This window comes from Nocardia lijiangensis NBRC 108240, assembly GCF_001613045.1.
In the GTDB taxonomy this organism is placed as follows: Bacteria; Actinomycetota; Actinomycetes; order Mycobacteriales; family Mycobacteriaceae; genus Nocardia; species Nocardia lijiangensis.
This window is the reverse complement of the sequence record NZ_BDBP01000063.1, coordinates 13,017-35,544: the sequence shown is the minus strand read 5'-3', so window position 1 is coordinate 35,544 and position 22,528 is coordinate 13,017. Positions and strand designations below refer to the sequence as shown.

Genomic DNA, 22,528 nt, shown 5'->3' with positions numbered 1-22,528 from the left:
GGTGCCTATTTTCTGCCTGCCCAAATTCACACCATGGATCGCGAGCCAGCTATTGGCGTCCGAAATTCATGACGCGAATCGGGCTCATTCCTATTTCAACTACCGGAATCCATGGAGAGCAAATGGCAGCAGAATACACCTATGGCACGGCGACGGAGGTTTCGGCCGAGTCGCCGGTCGATACGGGAATGGCTTCCGGTGGATCCGAATACACCGCCGCGGCGTCCACGGCAGAAAGCGCTTACTCCACGGCGGAAAGCGCCTATGCCGCAGAGGAAAGCGCCTATGCGGCAGAGGAAGTGCCGGTCGAGACGCCCGGCGCGAGCGTGCTCGCCGAGGAACCAGATGTCGACGATTCAGTGTTCGCGACGCAGACGGAGCCGGTCATCGAGAACACCACGTTCGAGCCCGATGTCGCGCAATGGCCCGAGGAAGCGCCTGTCACCGAGCAGCCGGAAATGATCGAGAACTCCGGTCTAGTGGCGAATCCGGACATCGAGCGCCACGAGTCCCCGAAGCTATATCCCGACGAACACGAAGGGGAGCCATACGTCGAGGACTACGAGCACCTCGAGTACGGCACCGATTCCGATTCGGAAGGCATGCAGAACTCGGAGATGAGTGAACAGGCTCCCGGCGCCGAAGAGATCCCCGGCTCCGAGCCGGTCGATGTCGGTGATCTTCCCAACGGCCCGTTCTACGTGGACATCAGTGACGTCGAGGACAGCGGAAGCGTCGCGGATCCCCTCGGCGAGGCTTCCCCGGTCGACCCGAGTGAGGTCCCCGGTATCGGCGACGTCATGACGAGCATTCAGGATGTCGTGACGCAGCTGGGTTCGGTCCCCGGCTTCGAGAACGCCCATACCAGCCTCCAGGACGTCTTCACACAGCTGAACGACATCCCCGGTCTCGGCGGACTGTTCGGTCCTGCGTCGGAAGACGGTGGCGACTCCGGGACCGGCATCGTCGATTTCCCCGGCTTCGAGCAGGCGGAGGTTCCGGAGGGCGTGGACCTTCCCGACCTCGGGCCTTTCTCTGGTTCGGAGGATGCCGTCGACGCCCTGAGCTCGGTGCTTCCCGGCGAGCACGACATCGGGGACCCCGGTATCGACCCGACCCAGATCCCCGGCCTCGGTGACGTGATAACGAATCTGCAGGACGTGATGACTCAGCTGGGCGAGGTGCCCGGCCTCGAGGACACGATGTCGAATCTGCAGGACGTGATGACTCAGCTGGGCCAGATTCCCGGCCTCGAGGACATCGCGACCGAGCTGGGCGGTATCCCAGGCCTCGAGGACGTGCCAGGGCTCGATGACCTTCCGGGCGCCGACCAGCTGCCGTTGGACGAGTTGCCGTTGGACCAGCTGCCGCTGGATGAGCTGCCCTTGGACCAGCTGCCGTTGGACCAGATCCCGGTGGACCAGATCCCGGGCGGCGAGTACCTGGATTACGCCCAGAACGCCGAGCAGTACGGCACCGAGATCATCGAGAACCTGGAGGAGACTTTCGGACCGGAGGATCTCCTCGACCCGAACGGCGGGGTCATCGAGGCCGCGCAGGAGTCCTCGCTCGGCTACGACATGCTCAACGACAACATCGGCGGCGCGTTGGACACCGCTGACGAAGTCCTCGGTGACGGGGCCGGTCAGACGATCTACGACGTAGTCGAGACCATGGGTGACCTCAATGGAATTACCAGTGCCGTGGCAAGCGCGTCTCCGATCGGTTGGGGCCTGTCCGCCTACAACTTCATCGACGACGGCGGGATCGAGGACGTCTACAATGCGGGTTCCGACGCCGTCGACTGGGTCGATGGTGCGGCCACCGATGCGGCCGACTGGGTCGATGGTGCGGCCACCGACGCGGCCGACTGGGCCGAAGAGGCGGTCGACGACGTCGGTGATGCGGTCAGCGATGCCGGCGAGGCCATCGGATCCGTCGTCAGTGACATCGGCGATTTCTTCGACCCGTTCTGATGAGGACACAGCAACCACCGGCGGGTGTCTCTGCCCGGCACACCGATCGGGAGGACGCCGGTAAGCCGTCACCTGAGAAGCGGGACGGCCGCGATGTCGCGGCCGTCCCGGCCCTGATCGAGCAGCTGGCTCGGCTCGCACGGTCGGCCGATCGGGCCGACCTGCTCGGCACCCTCGACGCCGTGCGGCGCCGGTCCGCCGATGCTTCCGTGCGGGTCGCCTTCGTCGGGTTGCGCCAGCAGGGCAAGAGTCAACTGATCAATGCCCTGCTCGGCAAGCAGGTGTGCGTCGCCGGTGACCGTCGCGCCACCTCCGTGGTCACGGTCGTCCGGCACGCGGACAAACCAGCCGCGCGCTTGGTCGTAGAGAAGCCCGGCGGCGCAACCTCCGCCGCGGTTCCCTTGCCACCCAGTGAACTACAGACCGATCTGGCGACGTCTCCGCGAGCACGAGGGTGGCGGGTGATGCACACGGAGGTCGGCGTCGATTCCGCGATGCTGGCAGGCGGTCTGGCCATCGTCGACACCCCCGGCGTCGCCGGCGCCGGCCAGCGGCATGTCGCACGAGTGCTGAACGAGGTGGCGCTGGCCGACGCGGTCGTCATCGTCAGCGACGCCAGCCAGGAGTTCACCGCACCCGAATTCCGGTTCGTGCAACAGGTGATCGGACTGTGCCCCACGGCGGTCATCGCGGCGACCAAGGTCGACCTCTACCCCGAGTGGCGCCGGATCGCGGACGCCAACCGGCGTCACCTCGCCGACGGCGGGGTGAGCTGCCGGATCATTCCGGTGTCGTCGACACTGCGCGGCCACGCGATACGTCTCGGTGACAAGGAACTCAACGCCGAATCCGGCTGTCCCGAGCTGCTTCGGTTTCTCCACACCGAGGTCCTCGCCGACGTAGGAACCAAGCGGCGCGTCCGCATGGCGCGGGATCTCGAGTCCGTCGCGCACCACCTGACCGTTCCGTTCGAGGCGGAAATCAAGTCACTGCGCGACCCGGAGTTCCACCAGCGCGTGACCGGCGAGCTGAAGGCTCGGAAGGTGATGTCGGATGAGCAGGTCAAGTCCGCGAAGTCGTGGCAGCAAGTACTGAACGACGGTGTCGCGGACCTCAATTCCGAGATCGACCACGATCTCCGGGAACGGCTGCGGAGCATCAACAAGCACATCGAGTCCGAGCTAGCGGACGGCGATCCTGACAAGAAGTGGCCGCTGCTGACCGGTTGGGTGCAGGAGCAGGTGAGCGTCGCGGTCAGCGACAATTTCGTCTGGGCGTTCCAGTCCGCACAGGTACTGGCCGAGCGGGTGGCGGCATCGTTCGCCGTGGACGGCACCTGCGCCGAACTCCCCGCGCTCGATGCCGTCTGCGCGGGCGACCTCATCGACTCCGGTCTGCGAATCGGCGAGCTGAGCGACACCAAGGTTTCGCTGGCGGACAAGGGCTTGACCGCGGTGCGCGGTGGCTACAGCGGCGCGATGATGATCGGCATGGGCGCCACGATGATCGGTGCCGCGATGATGAATCCGCTCACGATCGGGGCAGGCGTCGTGCTCGGTGTGAAGGCATACCAGCAGGACCGCGCGGGCCGGATTGCCCGTCGGCGCAGCGAAGCGCAGGCCACGCTGCGAAAGTACATCGACGACGTGTCCTTCCAGGTGCACAAGCTCTCCCGGGATCGCCTCCGGAATGTGCAGCGAGAGCTGCGCGATCACTTCAAGGAATCTGCCGATCAGGCGTTGGCGTCGCTGCAGAGTTCGATGAAGGCGGCGCAAGAGGCGGTCGGCATGGAGGTCGCCGAGCGGGAAAAACGTGCGGCCGAAGTCGAGAAGAAGCTGGCCGTGCTGACCACGGTCCGCGAAGGGATCACCCGGTTGTCTGCCGTGCGGTCGCGAGATCGCCTCGGCCAAGTCCCGGCCCACCTTGGGGGAACCAACACAACACCCCGTGGGGTCTGATTCAGCACGTTGTGGATCTAGTTGTCGATCCGTGCTCGAGCGACAGTGATATGCGCAGGTGAGCGCGACTATCTACCGAGAGGATTTCATGTCGGGCAGTCTTGGCATCAAGATCGGCACGGTCTGTTTCGCTACCGCCGCCGAGGCGGAATCGCCGCGGGCGGCGGCTGCTGCGCGAGGCGCGTCGAGTCCCGCAACGTCCCGGCACGCAGCGACGTTGATCATGTCGCACGACATGGCGCCGACACTCGCTCCGCTCGCTGACGACGCAAGCTCGATGGCCCCCGGGCTTGCCGTCAACGGGTTCGTCGACCGGGTCGGTGACCCGATCGATCTCATCGCCGCCGACGGGTCCGCCCATCGGCCGGAAGCTCTCGTCGCCGGCGCGGTGCGGTATCTGACGCGGTATTCGGCCGGTGCGTTCACCGGGCCTCCCGCCATCGCGGCGACCTATCCCAGCCACTGGAAGCCGCACGGAGTGCAGGCGCTTCGCGAGGCGCTCGACCGGATGGACATGACCGGCGTGGCACTCGTGACCGAAGTCGACTCGGTCCTCGCCCGGGTCGAGTCGCTCCGCGGGCTTCCCGACGACGGCGCCGTGGTGGTGTACGACCTCGGAGGCAACGGCCTTAGCGTCTCTGTGGCCCGCGGTACCCAGCAGATCGGCAGCACCATCCGGAGTGCGGAATTCGGTGGTTCGCACATCGATGACGCCATCGTGCAGCAGGTTCTCCGGGCGCTGGACGGGGAACTCGCCGACGTGGACCTCGCGGACCCCGCTTTGCTGGCGCCGCTGCGCGCAGTGCGTTCGCGCTGCAGGCAGGCCAAGGAAACGCTTTCCGCCGAAACGGCGGCGGTGGTCGAGGTGGAACTGGGGCGCGTGCGCCACGATGTCCGGCTCGTCCGCTCCGAACTGGAGGAGTTGATCAGAGAGCCGGTCGCCGGATCCGTCGGACTTGTCGGAGAGGCCTTGCGCGCCAATGACATCGACGCTCGTGAGGTACGAGCGGTCGTGCTGGCCGGTGGTGCCGCGGCGACCCCGCTCGTCGCCGAGTTGCTGTCTTCGGAGTTCCACGTGCCGGTGACGGGGGAACCAGAACCTCTTCTCACCTCGGCGAAGGGCGCTGCTCTCCTGGCACGTTCCTCGGTGAGTGCCGCCGCATCGGTGCCGGTGTCGTCCATTCCGGAAGCGAAACCCCCTACTCCGAAGCGAGAATCCGAGCCGGATCCGTCCGCAGGCGCGGTCGCGAGCAAGCCGCCGATGGCCATCGCGCCCCCTGCCTCGGTGGCGGCGGAGCGCACCGGGGGTGGCGAAGTGACCGGCGGGCGTCGTCAGCGGACCTATCTCGCCGCGGCAGCGATTGCTGCTCTCGCTGCGGGAGTTGTCGGAGTCTTCGCGATCGCAGGGCCGGGAACCGGGCCGAAGCCCGCGGTGAACGAGCAGGTGTTGATTCCGCCCGCCGGGCCGAACGCAGAACGCCCAGATGGCACCGGCACGGGAACCGGTCGGACCGGCACCGGTGGGGCGAGCGACACCGGCTCGACTGGGAGCGGTGCTGGTCAGGCTCCGTCCGGTGGTGGTTCGGGTGCCGGTGGGGCGAACGGGACCGGTTCGACCGGTTCGGGTTCGGGTGGGGCGAATGGTGGGGGCGCGGGTCAAGCCCCGGCGGGTGGCGGTGCCGGTGCCGGTGGGTCGAATGGCACTGGTCCGACCGGTTCGGGTTCGGATGGGGCGAATGGTGGAGGCGCGGGTCAGGCTCCGTCCGGTGGTGGTTCGGGTACCGGTGGGGCGAACGGCACCGGTTCGACCGGTGCGGGTTCGGGTGGAACGAACGGCACGGGCACCGGTACCGGCGGGTCGGACGGCACGGGTTCGACCGGTGCGGGTTCGGGTGGGGCGAATGGTGGGGGCGCGGGTCAGGCTCCGGCTGGCGGTGGTTCGGGTTCGGGTGGGACGAATGGTGCGGACACGGGTGGTGCGGGTCAGGCTCCGGCCGGTGGCGGTTCGGGTACCGGTGGGGCGAATGACACTGGTTCGACCGGTTCGGGTTCAGGTGGGGCGAATGGTGCGGGCGCGGGTGGTACGGGCCCGGCGCCGACTGGCACCGCTACGGGCGGCACGGGTGCGGGTACCGGTGGGACCGGGACGAGCACACCTTGATCGTCCAGTCCCTACCGGCGATACGCCCCGGCCGCACTGGTTCTCAACGCCGGCGCAGCTCGCTGAGGACACCTTCGGCGCTGCGTGCCGCCACCATGCAAGCGTTGGCCGTGAACTGATCCGCGAGCGGATGTTCGCCACGGGCTCGCCATCGTCTGATTTCGGCCAATGCGACGTCCTGGCCCACGCCCGCGACCGCGAACGGTTCGATTCCCAAGCGTTCGGCAGGTCCGGTTCCCTGCCCGCCGATCATGCGCTGCAGGTCGGTGAGTTCGTCGTCGGACAGCACCGTCTTGGTCGAACGGAGACGACTGAGCAGACGGAGTTCGTGAAAGCCGTGCACATTGGCGAGCAGTTGTGCGACTTCGCCGCCGAGCGGCGTTGCCTGCGCGGCCGGGTTCGCGTCGAATATCTGCTTCAGCATCAGCAGAGCGGTGTGCGCCTTCAATTCGTCGGCACGCTGGCCGAATTGAATGTCGATCACGCGCTCGAGTTCGCCGATGCCGCTGCGCGCGATCAGTTCGTCGGCCAGAGTCGGTGCATCGCTGGTACCGGCCCGTAATCGAGTCAGCGTCATACGAATTCCGAACAGACCGAGACGCCGGACGAGGTGCTGTCGAGTCGCGGCGTCGACCGGCAGATCTTCGGCCCGCTGGAATCGATCGGTCGAGAGCATGGCCGATTCCAGGTCGGCCGGAGCGACCTCGGCGAGCCGGCGCAGTGCTGCGAACTCGGCCTGCCGAAGGGTCTTCGCGGTGAACGCGAGCAAACCCGCAACCGGTACGGCCGCCTGGCACAGGCCCGTCCTCTCCAACTCGCGAGTGAAGTCTTTGGCCGCCGCGCGGGCGGAGTGCATCGCCTCCGGGCGGCCCGCACCGAGTTCGTCCGCCCGCGAGACGACGCCGACGATGCCGAGCGGCCCGCCGCTGCCGCCGACGTACTCGCCGATTCGATGGATCAGTGCGAGGTCGGCATCGTCGAGGGAGCGAAACAGATAGACCACCGCGTCAGCTCCGGCAGAGCCGTCGTCGGGAGTCAGCAATCGCAGCGTGCGCACGGACACGTCCTTCGACAGCGATCCGGTCCCGGGTGTGTCGATGATCGTGGTGCGCTCTAGGCGGCGCAGCGGCCAGTCGACGTCGATTCGATCGACCTGCGCCGCCGTGAGCCTGCCGAGGTCGAATGTCAGACCACCTGCTGCCCGCTGTATCGGCACGTTCTCCGACCGGCCGCTGGTGAGCCGGGCAGTGACCGCCGGCGTGGGGCCGTGCCGGTACCAGGTCACGACGCGCGTGCATTCGGTGGCGTCGGTCGGGGCGATGTCTTGGCCGACGAGTGCGTTGAGCAGCGTCGACTTGCCTGCTTTCAGCGCACCGGCCAGGGCGATTCGCAGCGGTTCGCGGAGTCGTCGCGCACCCGCCTCGAGGCGATCGGTGACGGCACGGTTACCGAAGTAGACGCGGTGGGCCCCCTCGATGATTCTGTCCACCCTCGCGATCGGCGCCCCGCCGTTCATCTCGGCGCCTGGGTCGCCCGCTCCGTCTGCGCGGCAGCGCCACCCTGCAGCTGTGTGCCCATAGTGGACATCATGGCGTCACCGAATCGGCAGCGCAGGTCTATCGGCTCTTTCGCTTCCGTACCAGGGGGACTATGCGGCACCGCCATCTCGGCGTGCGGCCGGGTCGCCGCATGGTGCATCGAACCGAACAGGCCGTCCCGAGATCTCCGCTGCTCCGCGCCGTCGCGACGATTCGGGTGGCGCCGACGACACTGGCCGACACTCGTGACCCGTGACACTATCGAAGGGGCGCAACACAACTCGCGACTGGGGAAGGCCATTCGATCATGAGACAGCTGCCACCGGAATTCTTTCGTACGCCGTATGCCTTCTACGAGCGGCTCCGGGCCGAGGGGCCGGTGCACCAGATCGAACTGCGCACGGGGGTGCGCGCCTGGTTGATCGTCGACTACGACGCGGCGCGCGAGGCGCTGCGCAATCCGACGATCCGCAAGGACCCGCACACCGATGCCGGCGCCGGAGCTCGCCGTGAGAGCGCGGGCAACAGCGGCGTCGGGGCCGTGAACGCGCGCCTCAGCCATCATGTGCTCAACATGGACCCGCCGCAGCACGCCCGCCTGCGCAAGCTGGTCACGCCCGCGTTCGCCCCCGCTCGCATCGAGGCGCTCACCCCGCGCATCACCGCCATCACCGACGAGCTGCTGGACGGTCTCGCGAAGGCGGACGGGCCGGTGGATCTGATGGCGGAGTTCGCGTTTCCGCTGCCCATCACCGTGATCTGCGAAATGCTCGGCGTGCCGATCGCCGACCGCGCCCAGTTCAAGGAATGGTCGGCGGTGGTCTCCGACATCACGCTGGCCGACCCGGTGCAGATGCGCTCGGCCACCGACGCCATCGTGGCGTATTTCGAGGACCTGCTCGCCCGCCGCCGCGCCGAGGGGCCTGGCGCGGATCTGTTGTACGACCTCCTCACCGCGGGCGACGCGGACGACCGGCTCACCGACGACGAGATCATCTCCATGGCCTTCCTCATACTCATCGCAGGCCACGAGACCACGGTCAACCTGATCGGCAACACGATGCTCACCCTGCTCGCCGATCCGTCGAAATACGCGGAGCTGCGACAGGATCTGGATGGTGTGCCCGCGCTGGTCGAGGAGATGCTGCGCTTCGAGGGCCCGGTGAACATGGCGACGCTGCGCTACACGACGGTGCCCACCGTCATCGGCGAGACCGAGGTCCCAGCCGGGGAACTCGTCCTGGTGGCGCTGGGCTCGGCCAACCACGACGAGAAGCACTTCGCCGCGCCGGAGATCTTCGACACCGAACGAAACCCCAACGGCCACATCGCCTTCGGGCACGGCATCCACTTCTGCCTCGGTGCGGGCCTGGCCAGGCTGGAGGCGCGCATCGCGATCTCGCGGCTGCTGGATCGCTATCCGGACCTGCGGCTCGCGGTGGGCGCGGACGACATCTCGTGGCGGGAGAGCGTCCTGTTCCGTGGTGTTCAGGATCTGCCGGTCGAGGTGACCAAAGCGCCCGCCTTGCGCTGATCCTCCACAGCCCGGCGTCTTTCCACAGCGACGCAAACGAGGGTTCCGAGGATCGTGCGGGTGTGCCAGGCTGAGCTCGGCGCACCCGCACGGAAGCCCCGGGAGGAGGACCGATGAGCCGAGGACACGCACCGACGGTCGCGGAGTACCCGCCGGGCCCGGCGCTGCCGGTGTTCGCGCAGAGCTATCTCTACCTCCAGTACCGCGCCGCGCTGCTGCCGGTGCTGCGACGCCGCTACGGCGACGTCTTCTCGCTGCGAATTCCGCCGTTCGCCGACCGGCTGGTGGTGTTCTCCCGTCCCGAGCATCTGAGGAAGATCTTCGCCGGAGACCCGCACGATATGCACGCGGGCGAGGCGAACAACATCCTCCGTCCGGTGATGGGGCCGCATTCGGTGCTGCTGACCGACGAGGCCGAGCACGCCAGGGCGCGCAAACTGCTTATGCCCGCGTTCAACGGCGCTGCTCTGCGCGGCTATCGGGCAGTGGTGTCCGAGATCGCCGCGGCGGAGACCGGACGCTGGCGGCCGGGGTCGACCGTCGTCACGCTGGACCGGATGAACGCGCTGACCCTCGAGGTCATCATGCGGGTGGTCTTCGGCGTCACCGACGAGCGCACCCGCGCGGAGCTCGCGCCGCGGCTGCACCGCATCGTGAACGTCGGCCCGCTGCAATACGCGGGACTGCGCATGCCGCAACTGCAGCGGTATCGGCCGTGGCGGAGCTTCCACGACACTCTCGGAGCCATCGACGACCTGCTCTCACGCGAGATCGCCGAGCGCAGGGCGGCGCCCGATCTGGCCGACCGCACCGACGTGCTCTCGCGCCTGCTCCAGGTCGGCGGCGACGAAGCGCCGTTGACGGACGCGGAACTGCGCGATCAGCTGGTCACCCTGTTGCTGGCCGGACACGAGACCACCGCGGCCGCGCTCTCCTGGGCGCTCTACGAACTCGCCGCCGACCCCGAGCTTCAGCACGCGACGTACGAAGCCGCGCGCGCCGACGACGACAAGGCCGTGGAGGCCGTGCTGAAGGAGGCCATGCGCCTGCACACGGTGATCCCCGGTGCGGTACGCAAACTCACCGAGGAGATCACCATCGGCGAATGGCGGCTGCCCGCGGGCACCACGGTCAGCTGCTCGATCTTCCTGGCGCACCGCCGCGCCGAGAACTTCCCCGACGTCGCGACCTTCCGCCCGGCGCGGTTCCTGGACGGCGAGGTCGAGCCGAACACGTGGCTGCCGTTCGGCGGCGGCGTGCGCCGCTGCCTCGGCGCCGGGTTCGCGCTCATGGAGGGGACGGCGGTCTTACGCGAGGTTCTCACCCGGCACACGCTGGCGCCTGCCGACCCGCGACCCGAGCGCGGACGGGTGCGAAACATCACCACCGTGCCGCGTCGGAAAGCCAGAATCATAGTCACCCCACGCTAGGCCCTGTCTCGAAGTCCCATCCGGCGCCTCCGCGGCTCAGATCGCCGCCTGGCCGCGTTGTCGTCGTCACCGATACAACCCCGGTATCGGCTCCTCCTCCGCCTTGCCAGGCGACGATCTGAGCCACGGATGCATCCGGCCGGACTTCGAGACAGGGCCTGGATCCGACGAATCTGCGCCCGCGAGCTTTACGGTCCGCCGCGGGCGGGTAACCTCGGTGGCCATGACGAGCGGTAATCGCATCGCGATCGTAGGCGCGGGCATAGCAGGCCTGGCCGCCGCGAAGGTGTTGCGCCGAGAGGGCTTTCCGGTCGAGGTGTTCGAACGGGCGCCCGATGTCGGCGGTGTGTGGAGCGCGACCCGGCGTTATCCCGGGCTGCGCACGCTGAACAGCAAGCACACCTACCGCTTCTCGGACTATGCCATGCCCGAGGACTACCCGCACGTGCCCGACGGCGCCCAGATGCAGGCCTACCTGGAGGGATACGCACAGCACTTCGGGCTGCGCGAGAGCCTGCGGCTGGGCACCGAAGTGGTGGCCGCCGATCCGGTGGACAGCGGCTGGCTGCTGGAGATCCGTGACGAGACGGGCGTACATCGCACCTCTTGCGATCACCTGATCGTTGCCAACGGAGTGTTCAGCGACCCCGCCATGCCCGACTACCGCGGCGAAGAGGCGTATCTCACGCGCGGCGGACAGCTCTATCACTCCTCGGAGTTCCTCGACGTCGAGCGGGCGCGCGGGAAGTCGGTGGTGGTGGTCGGGTACGGCCAGTCCGCCTGCGACATCGCCGAGGCGGTCAGCCACGTCGCCGCCGAGACCACAGTGGTGGCTCGTCGTTTGCTGTGGAAGATGCCGCGCACACTCAGCACCGGCTTGGACTTCGAGCGGCTGTTCCTCACCCGGCTCGGCGAAGCGCACTTCCGCTACCACAGCCCGCGCGGCTTCGAACGCTTCCTGCACGGTGCCGGACACAGCTTCCGTGACACCGATTTCGACGTGATCCAGGAACTCGCCACCAAGAAGCTAGGCCTGCGCGACCTCGACCTGGTCCCGGAGGGCCGCTTCGAGGAGATCGCGCAGAGCACCGCGAGCATCGCCACCGAGGGATTCTTCGAGCAGGTCCGCGAGGGCCGGATCACCGTGCTGCGCGATACCACCGTCACCGAGTTGTCCGGCACGCCCGCCGGTTGCGCCGTGTGGCTGTCCGACGGCCAGGTCGTCCCCGCCGACATCGTGGTGTGCGCCACCGGCTTCCAGCAGCGGGTGCCGTTCCTGACGCCCTACATCCAGCGCAGGCTCACCGACGACGACGGCAATTTCCGCCTCTACCGGCACATTCTGCCGACCGAGGTGCCGAACCTGACCTTCGCGGGCTACAACTCCTCGCTGCTCGGCACGCTCAGCGCCGAGGTCGGCGCGCACTGGACCGCCGCCTTGCTGCGCGGCCGTGTCGCGCTGCCGTCGCAGGAGGAGATGGGCGAGCAGATCGACGCGCGCCTGCGGTGGATGGAGGCGGGCACCGGCGGCCAACACGCGCACGGCACGACCATCACGCCGTTCGCCCTGCACAACATCGACGAGATGCTGACCGACCTGAAGTTCCGGCTGCCGTTGGGCGCCCGGCTCGCCCAGTGGTTCCGGCCGGTGAAACCCGCCGCGTACCGCGGACTCTCGGAGCGCGCGCAGCGTCCGGCGGAGCCGTCCCCGCCCGGGTCGGCGCCCGCCGAGACGGCCCCGGCTCCGGAGGAGGCACACCCGGCCACCGCCGAGATGTATCCGCCGACGGCCGAAATGCACCCGGCGACAGCCGAAGTTCACCCGGGGTCGGCCGAGGTTCACCCGGGGTCGGCTGAAACGCGCCAAGCATCAGCTGAGAAAAACCCGGCACCGGCTGAAACGCACCCGGCACCAGCTGGAAGGTACCCGGCGGGGTGGCGCGACCGGTACCCGTCGCAGGCCTGACGCCGAGGGCTCGCGGATTGTCACCGGCGCAACGCAACAGCGTCCATCTTGCTTCTGTGATAATCCGCGAGTGGATGCCCTCGACCTGAATCTGCTGGTTGCTCTGGATGCGCTGCTCGACACGAACAGCGTCACCAAGGCCGCCGAACGCCTGGGCACCTCGACCCCCGCCATGAGCCGGACGCTGGCGCGGTTGCGCCGGGCGCTGGACGACCCGCTGCTCGTCCGGTCCGGGCGAAACCTGGTACCGACACCGCGCGCCCTCGAATTGCGCTTCGAAGTCGCCGCGTTGGTCGAACGCGGGCGCGCGCTGCTCGACCCCCGCGCGGAGGCCGACCCCGCCGGTCTGCGACGTGGCTTCACCGTCCAGGCAGACGACCCGGTCCGCGCCCACCTCGCCGCGCCGCTGCTTGCCGCCATCCGACGCCGGGCCCCCGGCGTCACCGTGCAGTTCCTGCCCGACGGTTCGGAGGGGACCGCGGTGTTGCGCGACGGGCGCGCCGACATCGCGGTCGGCGTCCTGGAGCGCAGCGACCCCGAGATCGTCGTGCAGCGCGTGCTCGGAGATCGTCTCGTCGGCGTCGCCGCGCCGCACCATCCGCTGATCACCGAGCGGGTCACCGTGGCCGCCTACGCCGCCGCGGCACACCTCGCGATCTCGCGGCAAGGTCGCGCCCGCGGTCCGATCGATGACCGGCTGGCCCTGCACGGCCGCACCCGCCGGGTGGTGGCGATCGTCCCCGATCTCAGCACCGCGCTGTTGGCGGTGCGCTCCGGTGAACTCGTCTGCCCCGCGCCTGCTCGATTGGCCGAGGACGCGTTGGGCGCCATGGGATTGCGCGCCTTCGACATTCCGCTGCCGCTGCCGGAGGTGACGGTCGGCATGGCATGGCACCCGCGCAACACCGCCGACAGCGGGCATCGGTGGTTGCGCGAGACGATCCGCGCGCTGCTCGCGCCGTCGGATCGGAGCGCGAGCGCGTGACTACGATTGTTCGCCCGGTGGTGCGCTGAGCGGCCTGCCGAACGGGCCCGCCGGGTTGCGCTTGAGTTCGTCGAGCATGGCCTGCAGCTTGTCGACGTGCGAGTTGTCCTCGATGGTCGCGCGGTGCTGGGTCGGCGCCGCGGATTCTTCGCGCGGTGCGGTGAGGTTGGTGTCGGAGTGGCTGGTGAGCGTGGGCGCTTCCAGGCGACCGTTCAGCCGGGGCGCGGTGTCGACGAGGGGCGTGCCGACGCTGCCGTAGTCCAGTCTCTCCGGCGGGGTCTCCGTCCGCGGCGTGATCTCCGCGGGCTCGGCGTGCGCGTTCGAGACCGGTTCGGGCGCGGCGTCGTACGGCGCGCCGCGCGAGACGTTGGGCTCGACCCAGTCGTGCAGGGTGGGCGAGGCGGTGGCGGGCTCCCGGCGCGGCAGCCCGTTCGGCGCCGCGGACTGCTGCTCGACGCGGGCCGCGACGGCGGCGACCTCGAGGCTGTCGGTGCGCGGTGATTCGGACGCGGGCTCCTGGCGGGTCGGCGCGGGTGGTCGTCGGCGCTCGGCGCGCGGCGTCTCGATGCGCGCGGTCTCGGTGCGTACGGTCTCGGACCGTAAGGGTTCGGAGCGTAAGGGTTCGGAGCGTAAGGGTTCGGGGCGTGCGGGTTCGGGACGTACGGGTTCGGCGCGCTCGGGTTGCGCCGCAGGCGTGGCGGCTGCGCGGCGCTCGGCGCGAGAGGGTAGCGACTTGCCCTCGGTGCGTTCGGCGGGCGCGACGGACGTGACGTCGTCGAGCCGCGTCTCCAGCGCCGAGACATTCTGCTCGGTGCGGAAGGCCCAGGCCTCCAGCTTCTTCAGGCGCGCCTCGGCGCCGTTGTCCTCGCCCACCCGGGCGGCGACGCTGTCGAGTCTGTCGCTCACGTCGCGCAGGAGCTCCGCGATGCCCGACAAGATCGCGCCGACCGACTCGGCGCCCTGCTGGCCGTGCTCCATGCGTTGCGTACCTTCTTCCCCGTCGATGCCCGAACTGTGCGCGTGGCCCGGCGATTCTATCCGCAGCCTTTCGGCGGTGCGGGGCGAGCACCACCCAGCGCGGTCGCGGCGGCCGGCGGGCACTCCGGCGCGCCCGGCCGCGTCGCCGAATTGGCGGCAAGAATCAATCGATCGAAATTTCTGTGGTGTTTCTCGCGCATGTCGCTGCGAAATCCCTTGTGACGCTGCGCACATCGCCTGATCGGAGGTGTCGCGCCGAAGGCGGCGCACCCGAGCGCGGGGTAAAGGGGGCTGGCGAGCGGACAAAGATAGGCGCACTCTTGATCTATGGAGTAGGTCGAAAGACCGTGCGGTGTTGGGCAGGGGAGTGATCGGCGTGAGAACGACGCAGCGCGTGGGACAGGTATGCGGGCGTCGGGCGATGCTCGCCGAATTGGGCATCGCCGATGTCCCGGACGGGGTCAGCGCCGCGGTGGGCGGTCGATCCCGGTACAGCTGCCGTTGCCCGGGATGCGCCCACGCCCAATGGGATATCCAGCGACTCAAGTACTGGTTGTGCGGCAGGCTGGTCGCCTTCGGCGCCGAGGAGGCCGACGTGGACCGGCGCGTCGGCGGTATCCGCGTCGACATTCTGTGGCGGATCGGCGAGCGGACCTACGCCATCGAGGTGCGCAGCGGCCCGCTGGACCGAAGCCTCGCCCACGAGCACATGGCCCGGCTGCGCGAGGCGGGATGCGACGGCGTGCTGTGGCTGTGCCAGCCCGGCTACTGGGTGGCCCACCTGCCCGCGCTCGGTATCGCCGACTTCGCCCCGCCCGCCTGCGATTACCTGGCAGAGATGGGCATGCTCGACGCCGAGCACAGCGCGGTCGCGGTGCCGCGGCGTGAGCCGTTCGAGTTACGCGAGTTTCTGCGCGGCTGGGTGTCCGGTGAGATCGCCTGGGGCTATCGCGACGAGATGACGGGAGGATGGGCCACCGTGACCGACTGGGAGCACCACACGAGAACGCAGGCCGCGGTGATCGCCCGGCAACGCCAGGAACTGGTCAACCAGCGCACCGCCCTCGCACTGTCTCGGAAGTCGGTCAGGGACAAGCAGAAACAGGTGATGAAGCTGACCGCCCGGCTGGAACGCTCCGAACACGACGCGCAAGCGCAGGCGGACGCGCTGGCCGAGGTGAACCGCAAGCTGGCCGATCACCACCGGGTGGACAACAGCCTGCGCACCACCATCGCCGGGCTGCAGCAGACCGTGAGCCACTGGCAGTTGATCACCTACTGCGCGATGTTGCTGATCGTGACATTCCTCGCGGCGGCCATGGTGGTGCGCTGAGCTTTTCAGCCGCGCCGGGGACCGCGGTCCCAGCGCCATGCGGTGCGCGAAATGAGCCTGGTTGCGCGCGAGTCAACCGCGTGTCAGGCGGAAGGGTCCGCGGTCCCAGCGCCATTCGTTGCGCAGTACCAGCGCGGTGAAATCGAGCAGTTCGAGGCCGGATTCCTCGCGTAGTCTCCGCACCTCGTGCCACGGCACCGGCCCGCGCTCGACCAGTTCGCCGAGGCTCTTCTCGTGGCGGGCATCCACCTCGCGTCGGGCGAGTTCCGGCAGGCCGAGGCTGCTGCCCGTCCAGATCAGCCATCCCCAGCCTGTGGCGTGCGCACGGCCGCGCGCCGCCGCGGACTTGACGCGGTTGACGTGGAAGGCGACGTGGCCGAGCGGTTGCACGTCGATCAGCACGACCCGGCCGTCGGTGAGACGCGCGGCGACACTCGGATAGTGGACGCGCTCCGCACCGTCGATGTCGTAGCGCACCGCGAGGGGATGCTCCTGGAACGTCTCTACCATGTCCGCCGCGTTGAGCGTGCGCAGCAGCCGTGCCTGCAATGCGGAGTCGAAGCCGACATCGCGGCCCACCTTGTCCAGGTAGAACCGGCCGCGGCCGTCATCGTCGTCGTCGACCGTGCGGGCGGAGGTCGTCGGCAGCGTGGCGGGCCCGCCTCCGGGCCACTCGACCCGCGCCGCCCATTCGCCGATCTCGGTCGAGGCCGCGGGCTCGGCGTCGCGCAGCTTCGCCAGCTGCCGGTTCGTCTTCTTCTGCCACGCCATGATCCGTTGCATGACGTAGCCCGCGATCCGTTTCGCGTCCTCCTGGGCGTGCCCGGCGAGCCGCAGCTTCAGATACGACAACTCGTTGGCCGCCAAATCCGCGTCGGTCGCGTACGTCTCCACCAGCAGCGCCCGCACCAGCGCCGAATCCCGACCGTCCACCGGATAGCGCCCAGCGAACACCTCCGCCTGCCCCCGGCTCAGCGCTGCCTCCCGCAACATCTGCCCCACCGCCCGAGTGTGCAACTGCCGCACCCGATCCCGCGCCAGATCGAATCGCGCCCCGATCCGAGCCAACGTCTCCGGTCCCTCCCCGCCGATCCCCAGCCGGTACCCCACGATCTCCGCGTCCCGCTTCCGCCGCTCCGCGTGCGCCCCCACCAGCCCCGCCACCACCTCGTTGACCTCTTCGAGCCCGAACGACACCTCCCCCCGAATGTCGTCCGGAAACGCCTCGTCGACGCCCCCTGCCGCAACCCCCGATTCACCAGCCACGAACGGCAGCCTAATGAGGGCCTCCGACAATCCATGGCACTCCGACGCCATCGAGCCACAGCCGATCCTCGAAGCCGCCGCGCTCCGCGAACTTCGCTTTCGCGGTGGAAACGATGTCCTCGAGCGTGAACCCGCTCAATGTCGCGAGGGCGAGCAGGACCTCGAGCACGTCCGCGGCTTCCTCGAGTCGATCATCGGCATCGGCGGCGCGCAGTTCGGCGGCTTCCTCGAACAGCTTGTCGTGAAGCGCGGTTTCGTAGTCGCCTGCGTCGAGGACGCGCACGTCCGGCGTGCCGCCGTCGGCGCGGATGATCTCCGGGATCCTGTCTCGGACGAGCTTGCCCATCGGTGTCGTTCCTCCCCGTAGTGCTCCGGTCCGTGGAGTTCGAACTGCGCAGTCGCGCATACCTTTTGCGAACTCGACGGCCGCGGCACGAATCGAATCGTCCGATTGTCGCGTGATCCCGCGGCCGGCGCCACCGACGGGAACGTTCGTCATGGACGGCGAGGTGGGGACCGGCCGCCATCGCTCGGTACTGGGACCTGGTTGGTGGGGGAGCGGGGCCGACCGATGGTGTCGGAGAAACAAGTGAGGCCCCCTCGTAAGGGGGCCTCACTTGGTGAGATGGTGCGCGATACTGGGATTGAACCAGTGACCTCTTCCGTGTCAGGGAAGCGCTCTCCCGCTGAGCTAATCGCGCGAGGTGGAGACGGGAATCGAACCCGTGTGCACGGCTTTGCAGGCCGTTGCCTCACCACTCGGCCACTCCACCGCGCAAAGGGGGAAGGCTGTTTTCACTGCCTGGCCCTACCTCTCGAGCGGATGACGGGATTCGAACCCGCGACCCTCACCTTGGCAAGGTGATGCGCTACCAGCTGCGCTACATCCGCATTTGCATCTCGGGGGCTTTCGTTCCGGCCTCCTCGGTGCGAGACAGAACATTAGCCGACGCCCGGTGAAAGGTACAAATCCGCTGGTAGAACGGCTGAAAACGGCGAAGTTGCGAGTGTGGCGGGTGCGGCCGGTGGGGTGCGGGGGACTAGGGAGGTCTGTGCGTCGTGCTCAGGACCCTCCCGCGACGATCGTCGACGTGGTCATCGCGAGTGTCATCCGGGGGCTCGAGCTCTCCGAGTACGCGCCGACTCGCGGCTGTCAGGTCCGAAGGGCGGCGGGCCCTGGGTCTACCGGGCGGCGAGAATTCCCGTCGGTCAGGCATTCGGCCCGTCGCCTCGAAGTAGGGCCGCGAGGGCGGTGCGGGCCCCGCGCCAAGACTCACGAGTCTCATCCGCAACACGACGAATCGGTGCTGTCCAAGTGGCGATTTGGTGGCTGACCGGTAGAGCGTGCTAATGTTCCATCTCGTTCGGAGGGCAACGAGTCGCCACCCGAACAGAGAGTTCGGTCTCATAGCTCAGCGGGAGAGCGTCCGCCTCACACGCGGAAGGTCGCTGGTTCGATCCCAGCTGGGACCACTCGATCCCCTCGACGTATTGCCTGGTCGGGGGGATTTTTTCTACCGCAATTCCTGGAAGCCCAGACAGCATCTTCAGCCATTGTCGGCCGCCGGTTCCCGGGCGTTGAAGTACGAGACCAGTCGGTGGATGGCCTCGGGGACCGCATTGGCGACCCGGCGGCGGTGAATGCGGCGAGGTTCTGAGGCGCCTTGGCATGTTCCGATCGCGCCCGAGCCTTGCGCCGGCATGCGCCGGGAGATCATGATTCATCGATAGGAACACACCGCGCACGTCGAGGACGATCCTGCGGTCCGGATCATCTCGGGCAAACGGTGCTATGGGCCTGTTCGAGCGCACTCCACAGCCTGCCCGAACACTTCGAAAGCACCTCGCTCAGATCATCCTCCCCTCCTGGCTTCGAACCAGTGCCGTCGACGCCGACGGGAGCAACAAGGCCTGTCACCCGCCCCGGGTCCCAACTGCTGCGGATTCGACGCTCGAACCCCACCCCCGGAACCCGCCGACCCTGAAGCGGTCATCTCTCGAGCGAAAGAGCAAACAATGTCCACCATCCACTTCAAAGAGACGACGAGTTCGACACCGGAGCAGTTCGTGGCGGCGCTCACCGATTTCGGGCCTGGTCGCTCGCAGCTGTTCGGCAACAGCACCGACAAATACCTCGAGGTACACGACCGGGGCCGAGGTGAGGCCGACGTCACGGAGGGCTCGCGCGGAATCTGGGAACGCCTGCACTACGACTGGTCGGACCCCGACCGTGTGGTCATGACAACCACCGACTCGAACGTGTGGGGTGGTCACTCCGGTCACACATATACCTTCACGCGCCGGCCCGATGGGACGACCGATGTGGATGTCGTCGTGGTGCGCGAAGGCAAGAACCTCAAGGGACGGATCCTCGGAGTCGTGGTCGGGACCGTCGGCGGACCCGTGTTGAAGCAGGCCTTCGGAAAGACCGTCAAGGCTATCGAAGCCCGCGACGGTGGGGGAACGGCCGAACGCACGTAACGGGACCGCTCCACCGGGGCACCGCTCTGCCGTGCGGATGTTCGCCGCCCGTTCTCGGGTCCGGCAGATACGCATGAGTCTGCCTGCCCCAGGGCGATTCCCGAGCGGCCCACCTCGTACCCCGCCGTCACCACACCCGCGCGTGCCCGCGGGGGTCCCACTGTTGCGCATGGCCGGCGCGTGGTGACTCGACACGTCGCTGCCGCAGCGGCAACGCATCGACCTCCCCGGCCGAAAACGATCTGTCACTACTCGGGACGGGATCGAGGTGTCCCTCGGGCCCGTCCCCTGTTCATCAACCGCGACAGCGTTTGCTCACGAATCTTGACGGGGGCGTTGCCGAGTCACGGATTTGCGGCAGAACCTGCGGTTATAGTGGAATTACGGGTCGCGGGGTGAGGGGAGCCTGCCGGTGTCTGACATGTCGAAAGTTGAGCTGTACGCGGCGATCCGCCAGGATCTTCGCGCCGGCTTGTCCATGCGTGCCATCGAGCGCAAGCACAAGGTCGGGTGGCGTACGGTGGCCAACGCGACGGAGTCGGTGTGGCCCGAGCCGCGTAAGGAGTATCCGCCGCGACCGCAGAAGCTGGACCCCTACAAGCCGTTCATCGACGACGTTCTGCGCGCCGATCTGGATGTGCCTCGGAGACAACGACACACGGCGACCCGGATCTATCACCGTTTGCTCGAGGAGCACGGCATGAGCGACGTGTCGTATCAGCGAGTCAGTGCCTATGTCCGCGAACGCAGACCACAGCTACAGGCGGAACAGATGACAGCCCGTCGCCGCTCCGAACGGCTCGTCAAGGCCGCCGGGTTCCCCCGCTCGAAAACGTTGCGTGACTTCGATTTCGGTGCCAACCCAAGTGTCGACCCCGCCATGATCCGTATTCTCGCTACCTGCGAGTGGGTCAAGGAAGGGCAGCCGTTGTGCTTGATCGGTGACTCCGGCACCGGGAAATCCCATCTGCTCATCGCCTTGGGCACCGAGGCGGCGAAGGCCGGATACCGCGTCAGGTACACGCTGGCTGCCAGGCTGGTCAACAAACTGATCGAAGCCGTCGACAACAAACGGCTCACCAACACCATCGCCCGCTACAGCGGCGTCGACCTCCTCTGCATCGATGAACTCGGCTACACGGAATTGGACAGGCGCGGCGCCGAATTGCTGTTTCAGGTACTGACCGAACGCGAGGAGAGGAAGTCGGTCGCGATCGTCTCCAACCGCAGCTTCGCCGACTGGTCGACAATATTCACCGACGCTGGGCTCTGCGCCGCCATCATCGACCGACTCACCTTCGGCGGCAACATCATCGAGACCGGCACCCACAGCTATCGCGGTGCCCATGCCAAGGCAACCGAACCCACCGACCAACCCGGCTGACCCGCCCGACCCCCGACTCGCACCGCCGATGCCGTCGCGTCTGCCGCTGTGTCTGCTCGACCAATGGCTCCTCGGCGCCCGCTTCGGATCCATCGGAGGGCCCGGACCGGATGTGAGAAACAAACGTTCCGAGTTCAGAGATGGTGCACATGGCCGATGCCGTCGGAGGTGGTCGAAAACTCGACCTGAAGCGCTGTCGAAATTGGTGATAAAACGCCGCTGAAATTCGCGATAAAACGACTTCGGAAATAGTGAAAATCACCCTCGAACTGCCTCTCACCTGGTCCGACTAGTGTCTCGAATTCGGCACGGATTCTTGCTTTCCGATTTCCCCAGGCGTATGTTTGGGATGGTTTTATTCCAAGTCGAATTTCTGCGAGGGGAAATGTAGCCAATTCAAAATAATGGAGGAAGTGGCGGCGCGAACCTGGCGACGCCTCCTGCTCGAAATGCGCCTGCGTCACCGACATCGGTGCGCATCGTTACCGACCGCTGGCAACGTCATCGGCAATACAGCTATGGCTGCGGTCGGGCTCTCGTGCCACTGCCCGGGGCCGGCTCCCGGCAGTGCCGCACTCTGCCCCGGCACACTTCTCCAAGGTCGGACCGGGGCTCTGATCGACTCTCGAAGGAAAGATACTCATGCCGACCATCACTTCCCTCGCTCCGGCTTCCGGGCCCGCATCGGGGAATACCAGTGTCACGATTACCGGCACCGGATTCGTCCCTATCGTCACCACGGTGAAATTCGGTACGGTGGCGACCAGTTTCACGGTGGACTCCACCACGCAGATCACGGCCATCGCCCCTCCCGGGTCGGGTACGGTGCAGGTCACCGTCACCACATCCTCGGGGGGAACCAGTAACGGTGTGTCCTACACCTATCTCCCGGTTCCTTCCCTGACCAGCGTGAGCCCCACTCAGGGGCCGACCACCGGCGGGAACACGGTCACCCTCACCGGCACCAATCTGACAGGTGTCACCGCAGTCAGTTTCGGTGGCCCGGCGGCAACCTCCTTCACGGTCGACTCGGACACGCAGATCACCGCCGTTGCTCCTGCCGGAACCGGCATTGTGCAGATCACGGTCACCGGCCCGGGCGGAACCAGCAACGGGGTGACCTACACCTACGTCGTCGTGCCCACTATCACGTCCGTCTCCCCGGCCACGGGGCCCGCTTCGGGCGGTAACAGTGTCACGATCACCGGCACCGGGTTCACCGGCCCCCTGACGGTGCGGTTCGGCACCACCGCCACTACCTTCACCGTGGATTCCAGCACGCAGCTCACCGCGATCGCGCCCCCGGGGACGGGCACGGTGCAGGTCACCGTCACCGGCTCGGGTGGAACCAGCAATGGGGTGTCCTACACCTACGTCTGACCGGGCGTCCGGGTGGCTGACACCCGCGCACCGGCTGACGCCGTGCACCCGCTGACGCCCGCGCGCGGGTGACGCCCGCGCACCGGCTTACGCCGAACCTCGCCCTGGGCGGGCACGTGTTCCCTGCCCGGGGCGATGGTTCGGCAGCGTTCGGCACA

General features: G+C 67.7%; 16 protein-coding genes and 4 tRNA genes. 12 read left to right on the top strand and 8 right to left on the bottom strand.

What is annotated here, in order from left to right:
• Positions 1-122 precede the first annotated feature (122 nt).
• The 3 genes from NL1_RS22755 to NL1_RS39940 all read left to right on the top strand — a co-directional run bounded on the left by NL1_RS22755 (position 123) and on the right by NL1_RS39940 (position 6,095).
• On the top strand, positions 123-1,976 hold the full coding sequence (locus NL1_RS22755; protein ID WP_067842805.1) for a hypothetical protein: 1,854 nt from the start codon (positions 123-125) through the stop codon (positions 1,974-1,976).
• Entirely contained in the window at positions 1,976-3,934 is a 1,959-nt protein-coding gene (locus NL1_RS22750) for a dynamin family protein (RefSeq protein ID WP_067842802.1), read from the top strand. Before NL1_RS22755 ends, NL1_RS22750 begins: the two co-directional genes overlap by 1 nt.
• An 88-nt stretch (positions 3,935-4,022) precedes the next feature.
• Entirely contained in the window at positions 4,023-6,095 is a 2,073-nt protein-coding gene (locus NL1_RS39940; protein ID WP_156094995.1) for an Hsp70 family protein, read from the top strand.
• A gap of 43 nt (positions 6,096-6,138) precedes the next feature.
• Here the strand turns inward: NL1_RS39940 and NL1_RS22740 are convergent, their stop codons facing one another.
• Positions 6,139-7,611, bottom strand: a complete 1,473-nt coding sequence (locus NL1_RS22740; RefSeq protein WP_067842794.1) for a dynamin family protein — start codon at positions 7,609-7,611, stop codon at positions 6,139-6,141.
• Positions 7,612-7,940: 329 nt separating this feature from the next.
• Between NL1_RS22740 and NL1_RS22735 the strand changes: the two genes are divergently transcribed.
• From NL1_RS22735 to NL1_RS22720, 4 genes are all read left to right on the top strand, one after another.
• Positions 7,941-9,167 (top strand): cytochrome P450 family protein, encoded by a 1,227-nt coding sequence (locus NL1_RS22735; protein WP_067842791.1) that lies wholly within the window; start codon positions 7,941-7,943, stop codon positions 9,165-9,167.
• A 113-nt stretch (positions 9,168-9,280) separates the two neighbouring features.
• Complete coding sequence (locus NL1_RS22730; RefSeq protein WP_067842788.1) at positions 9,281-10,597, top strand: cytochrome P450; 1,317 nt, start codon at positions 9,281-9,283, stop codon at positions 10,595-10,597.
• A 223-nt stretch (positions 10,598-10,820) separates the two neighbouring features.
• Positions 10,821-12,563, top strand: coding sequence for an NAD(P)-binding domain-containing protein (locus NL1_RS22725; RefSeq protein WP_156094994.1), 1,743 nt, complete (start codon positions 10,821-10,823; stop codon positions 12,561-12,563).
• A gap of 70 nt (positions 12,564-12,633) precedes the next feature.
• Positions 12,634-13,548: a LysR family transcriptional regulator gene (locus tag NL1_RS22720; RefSeq protein WP_067842785.1), complete on the top strand. Its 915-nt coding sequence runs from the start codon at positions 12,634-12,636 to the stop codon at positions 13,546-13,548.
• On the opposite strand, the gene NL1_RS22715 is transcribed toward NL1_RS22720, so the two are convergent.
• Positions 13,549-14,526, bottom strand: a complete 978-nt coding sequence (locus NL1_RS22715; protein ID WP_067842783.1) for a hypothetical protein — start codon at positions 14,524-14,526, stop codon at positions 13,549-13,551.
• A gap of 376 nt (positions 14,527-14,902) precedes the next feature.
• Between NL1_RS22715 and NL1_RS22710 the strand changes: the two genes are divergently transcribed.
• Positions 14,903-15,859 carry a hypothetical protein gene (locus tag NL1_RS22710; protein ID WP_245673472.1) on the top strand — a complete coding sequence of 319 codons (957 nt, stop codon included), beginning with the start codon at positions 14,903-14,905 and terminating at the stop codon, positions 15,857-15,859.
• 72 nt (positions 15,860-15,931) lie between these two features.
• Here NL1_RS22710 and NL1_RS22705 read toward each other — a convergent pair whose 3' ends face one another.
• The 5 genes from NL1_RS22705 to NL1_RS22685 form a co-directional block, all read right to left on the bottom strand.
• Positions 15,932-17,125 carry a sigma-70 family RNA polymerase sigma factor gene (locus NL1_RS22705; RefSeq protein ID WP_067842780.1) on the bottom strand — a complete coding sequence of 398 codons (1,194 nt, stop codon included), beginning with the start codon at positions 17,123-17,125 and terminating at the stop codon, positions 15,932-15,934.
• Positions 17,126-17,135: 10 nt separating this feature from the next.
• Positions 17,136-17,471: a nucleoside triphosphate pyrophosphohydrolase gene (locus NL1_RS22700; RefSeq protein WP_067842777.1), complete on the bottom strand. Its 336-nt coding sequence runs from the start codon at positions 17,469-17,471 to the stop codon at positions 17,136-17,138.
• 280 nt (positions 17,472-17,751) lie between these two features.
• A tRNA-Val gene (locus NL1_RS22695) sits at positions 17,752-17,826 on the bottom strand.
• A gap of 1 nt (position 17,827) precedes the next feature.
• A tRNA-Cys gene (locus tag NL1_RS22690) sits at positions 17,828-17,898 on the bottom strand.
• Positions 17,899-17,943: 45 nt separating this feature from the next.
• Positions 17,944-18,016: transfer RNA gene (locus NL1_RS22685), tRNA-Gly, on the bottom strand.
• 510 nt (positions 18,017-18,526) lie between these two features.
• Between NL1_RS22685 and NL1_RS22680 the strand changes: the two genes are divergently transcribed.
• The 3 genes from NL1_RS22680 to istB all read left to right on the top strand — a co-directional run bounded on the left by NL1_RS22680 (position 18,527) and on the right by istB (position 20,990).
• Positions 18,527-18,598 (top strand) — tRNA-Val (locus NL1_RS22680).
• A gap of 543 nt (positions 18,599-19,141) precedes the next feature.
• A complete protein-coding gene (locus NL1_RS22675; RefSeq protein WP_067842773.1) occupies positions 19,142-19,606 on the top strand; it encodes a hypothetical protein in 465 nt (154 codons plus the stop codon).
• Positions 19,607-20,027: 421 nt separating this feature from the next.
• Positions 20,028-20,990, top strand: a complete 963-nt coding sequence (gene istB / locus NL1_RS39935; RefSeq protein ID WP_281180849.1) for an IS21-like element helper ATPase IstB — start codon at positions 20,028-20,030, stop codon at positions 20,988-20,990.
• Between the two features lie 134 nt (positions 20,991-21,124).
• Here istB and NL1_RS37800 read toward each other — a convergent pair whose 3' ends face one another.
• Entirely contained in the window at positions 21,125-21,460 is a 336-nt protein-coding gene (locus NL1_RS37800; RefSeq protein ID WP_156094993.1) for a hypothetical protein, read from the bottom strand.
• A gap of 172 nt (positions 21,461-21,632) precedes the next feature.
• Between NL1_RS37800 and NL1_RS22665 the strand changes: the two genes are divergently transcribed.
• The gene (locus NL1_RS22665) at positions 21,633-22,370 is read left to right on the top strand and encodes an IPT/TIG domain-containing protein (protein ID WP_067842770.1); all 738 of its coding nucleotides are present in this window, start codon (positions 21,633-21,635) and stop codon (positions 22,368-22,370) included.
• The last annotated feature ends 158 nt before the right edge of the window (positions 22,371-22,528 follow it).

Bases quoted from the DNA above. Each gene is read 5' to 3' on its own strand.
- istB (WP_281180849.1), top strand. From the start codon at position 20,028: ATGTCGAAAGTTGAGCTGTACGCGGCGATCCGCCAGGATCTTCGCGCC.
- NL1_RS22740 (WP_067842794.1), bottom strand. From the start codon at position 7,611: ATGAACGGCGGGGCGCCGATCGCGAGGGTGGACAGAATCATCGAGGGG.
- NL1_RS22675 (WP_067842773.1), top strand. From the start codon at position 19,142: ATGTCCACCATCCACTTCAAAGAGACGACGAGTTCGACACCGGAGCAG.
- NL1_RS22730 (WP_067842788.1), top strand. From the start codon at position 9,281: ATGAGCCGAGGACACGCACCGACGGTCGCGGAGTACCCGCCGGGCCCG.
- NL1_RS22665 (WP_067842770.1), top strand. From the start codon at position 21,633: ATGCCGACCATCACTTCCCTCGCTCCGGCTTCCGGGCCCGCATCGGGG.
- NL1_RS22750 (WP_067842802.1), top strand. From the start codon at position 1,976: ATGAGGACACAGCAACCACCGGCGGGTGTCTCTGCCCGGCACACCGAT.
- NL1_RS22715 (WP_067842783.1), bottom strand. From the start codon at position 14,526: ATGGAGCACGGCCAGCAGGGCGCCGAGTCGGTCGGCGCGATCTTGTCG.
- NL1_RS39940 (WP_156094995.1), top strand. From the start codon at position 4,023: ATGTCGGGCAGTCTTGGCATCAAGATCGGCACGGTCTGTTTCGCTACC.
- NL1_RS22700 (WP_067842777.1), bottom strand. From the start codon at position 17,471: ATGGGCAAGCTCGTCCGAGACAGGATCCCGGAGATCATCCGCGCCGAC.
- NL1_RS22725 (WP_156094994.1), top strand. From the start codon at position 10,821: ATGACGAGCGGTAATCGCATCGCGATCGTAGGCGCGGGCATAGCAGGC.
- NL1_RS22755 (WP_067842805.1), top strand. From the start codon at position 123: ATGGCAGCAGAATACACCTATGGCACGGCGACGGAGGTTTCGGCCGAG.
- NL1_RS22735 (WP_067842791.1), top strand. From the start codon at position 7,941: ATGAGACAGCTGCCACCGGAATTCTTTCGTACGCCGTATGCCTTCTAC.
- NL1_RS37800 (WP_156094993.1), bottom strand. From the start codon at position 21,460: ATGTCGGTGACGCAGGCGCATTTCGAGCAGGAGGCGTCGCCAGGTTCG.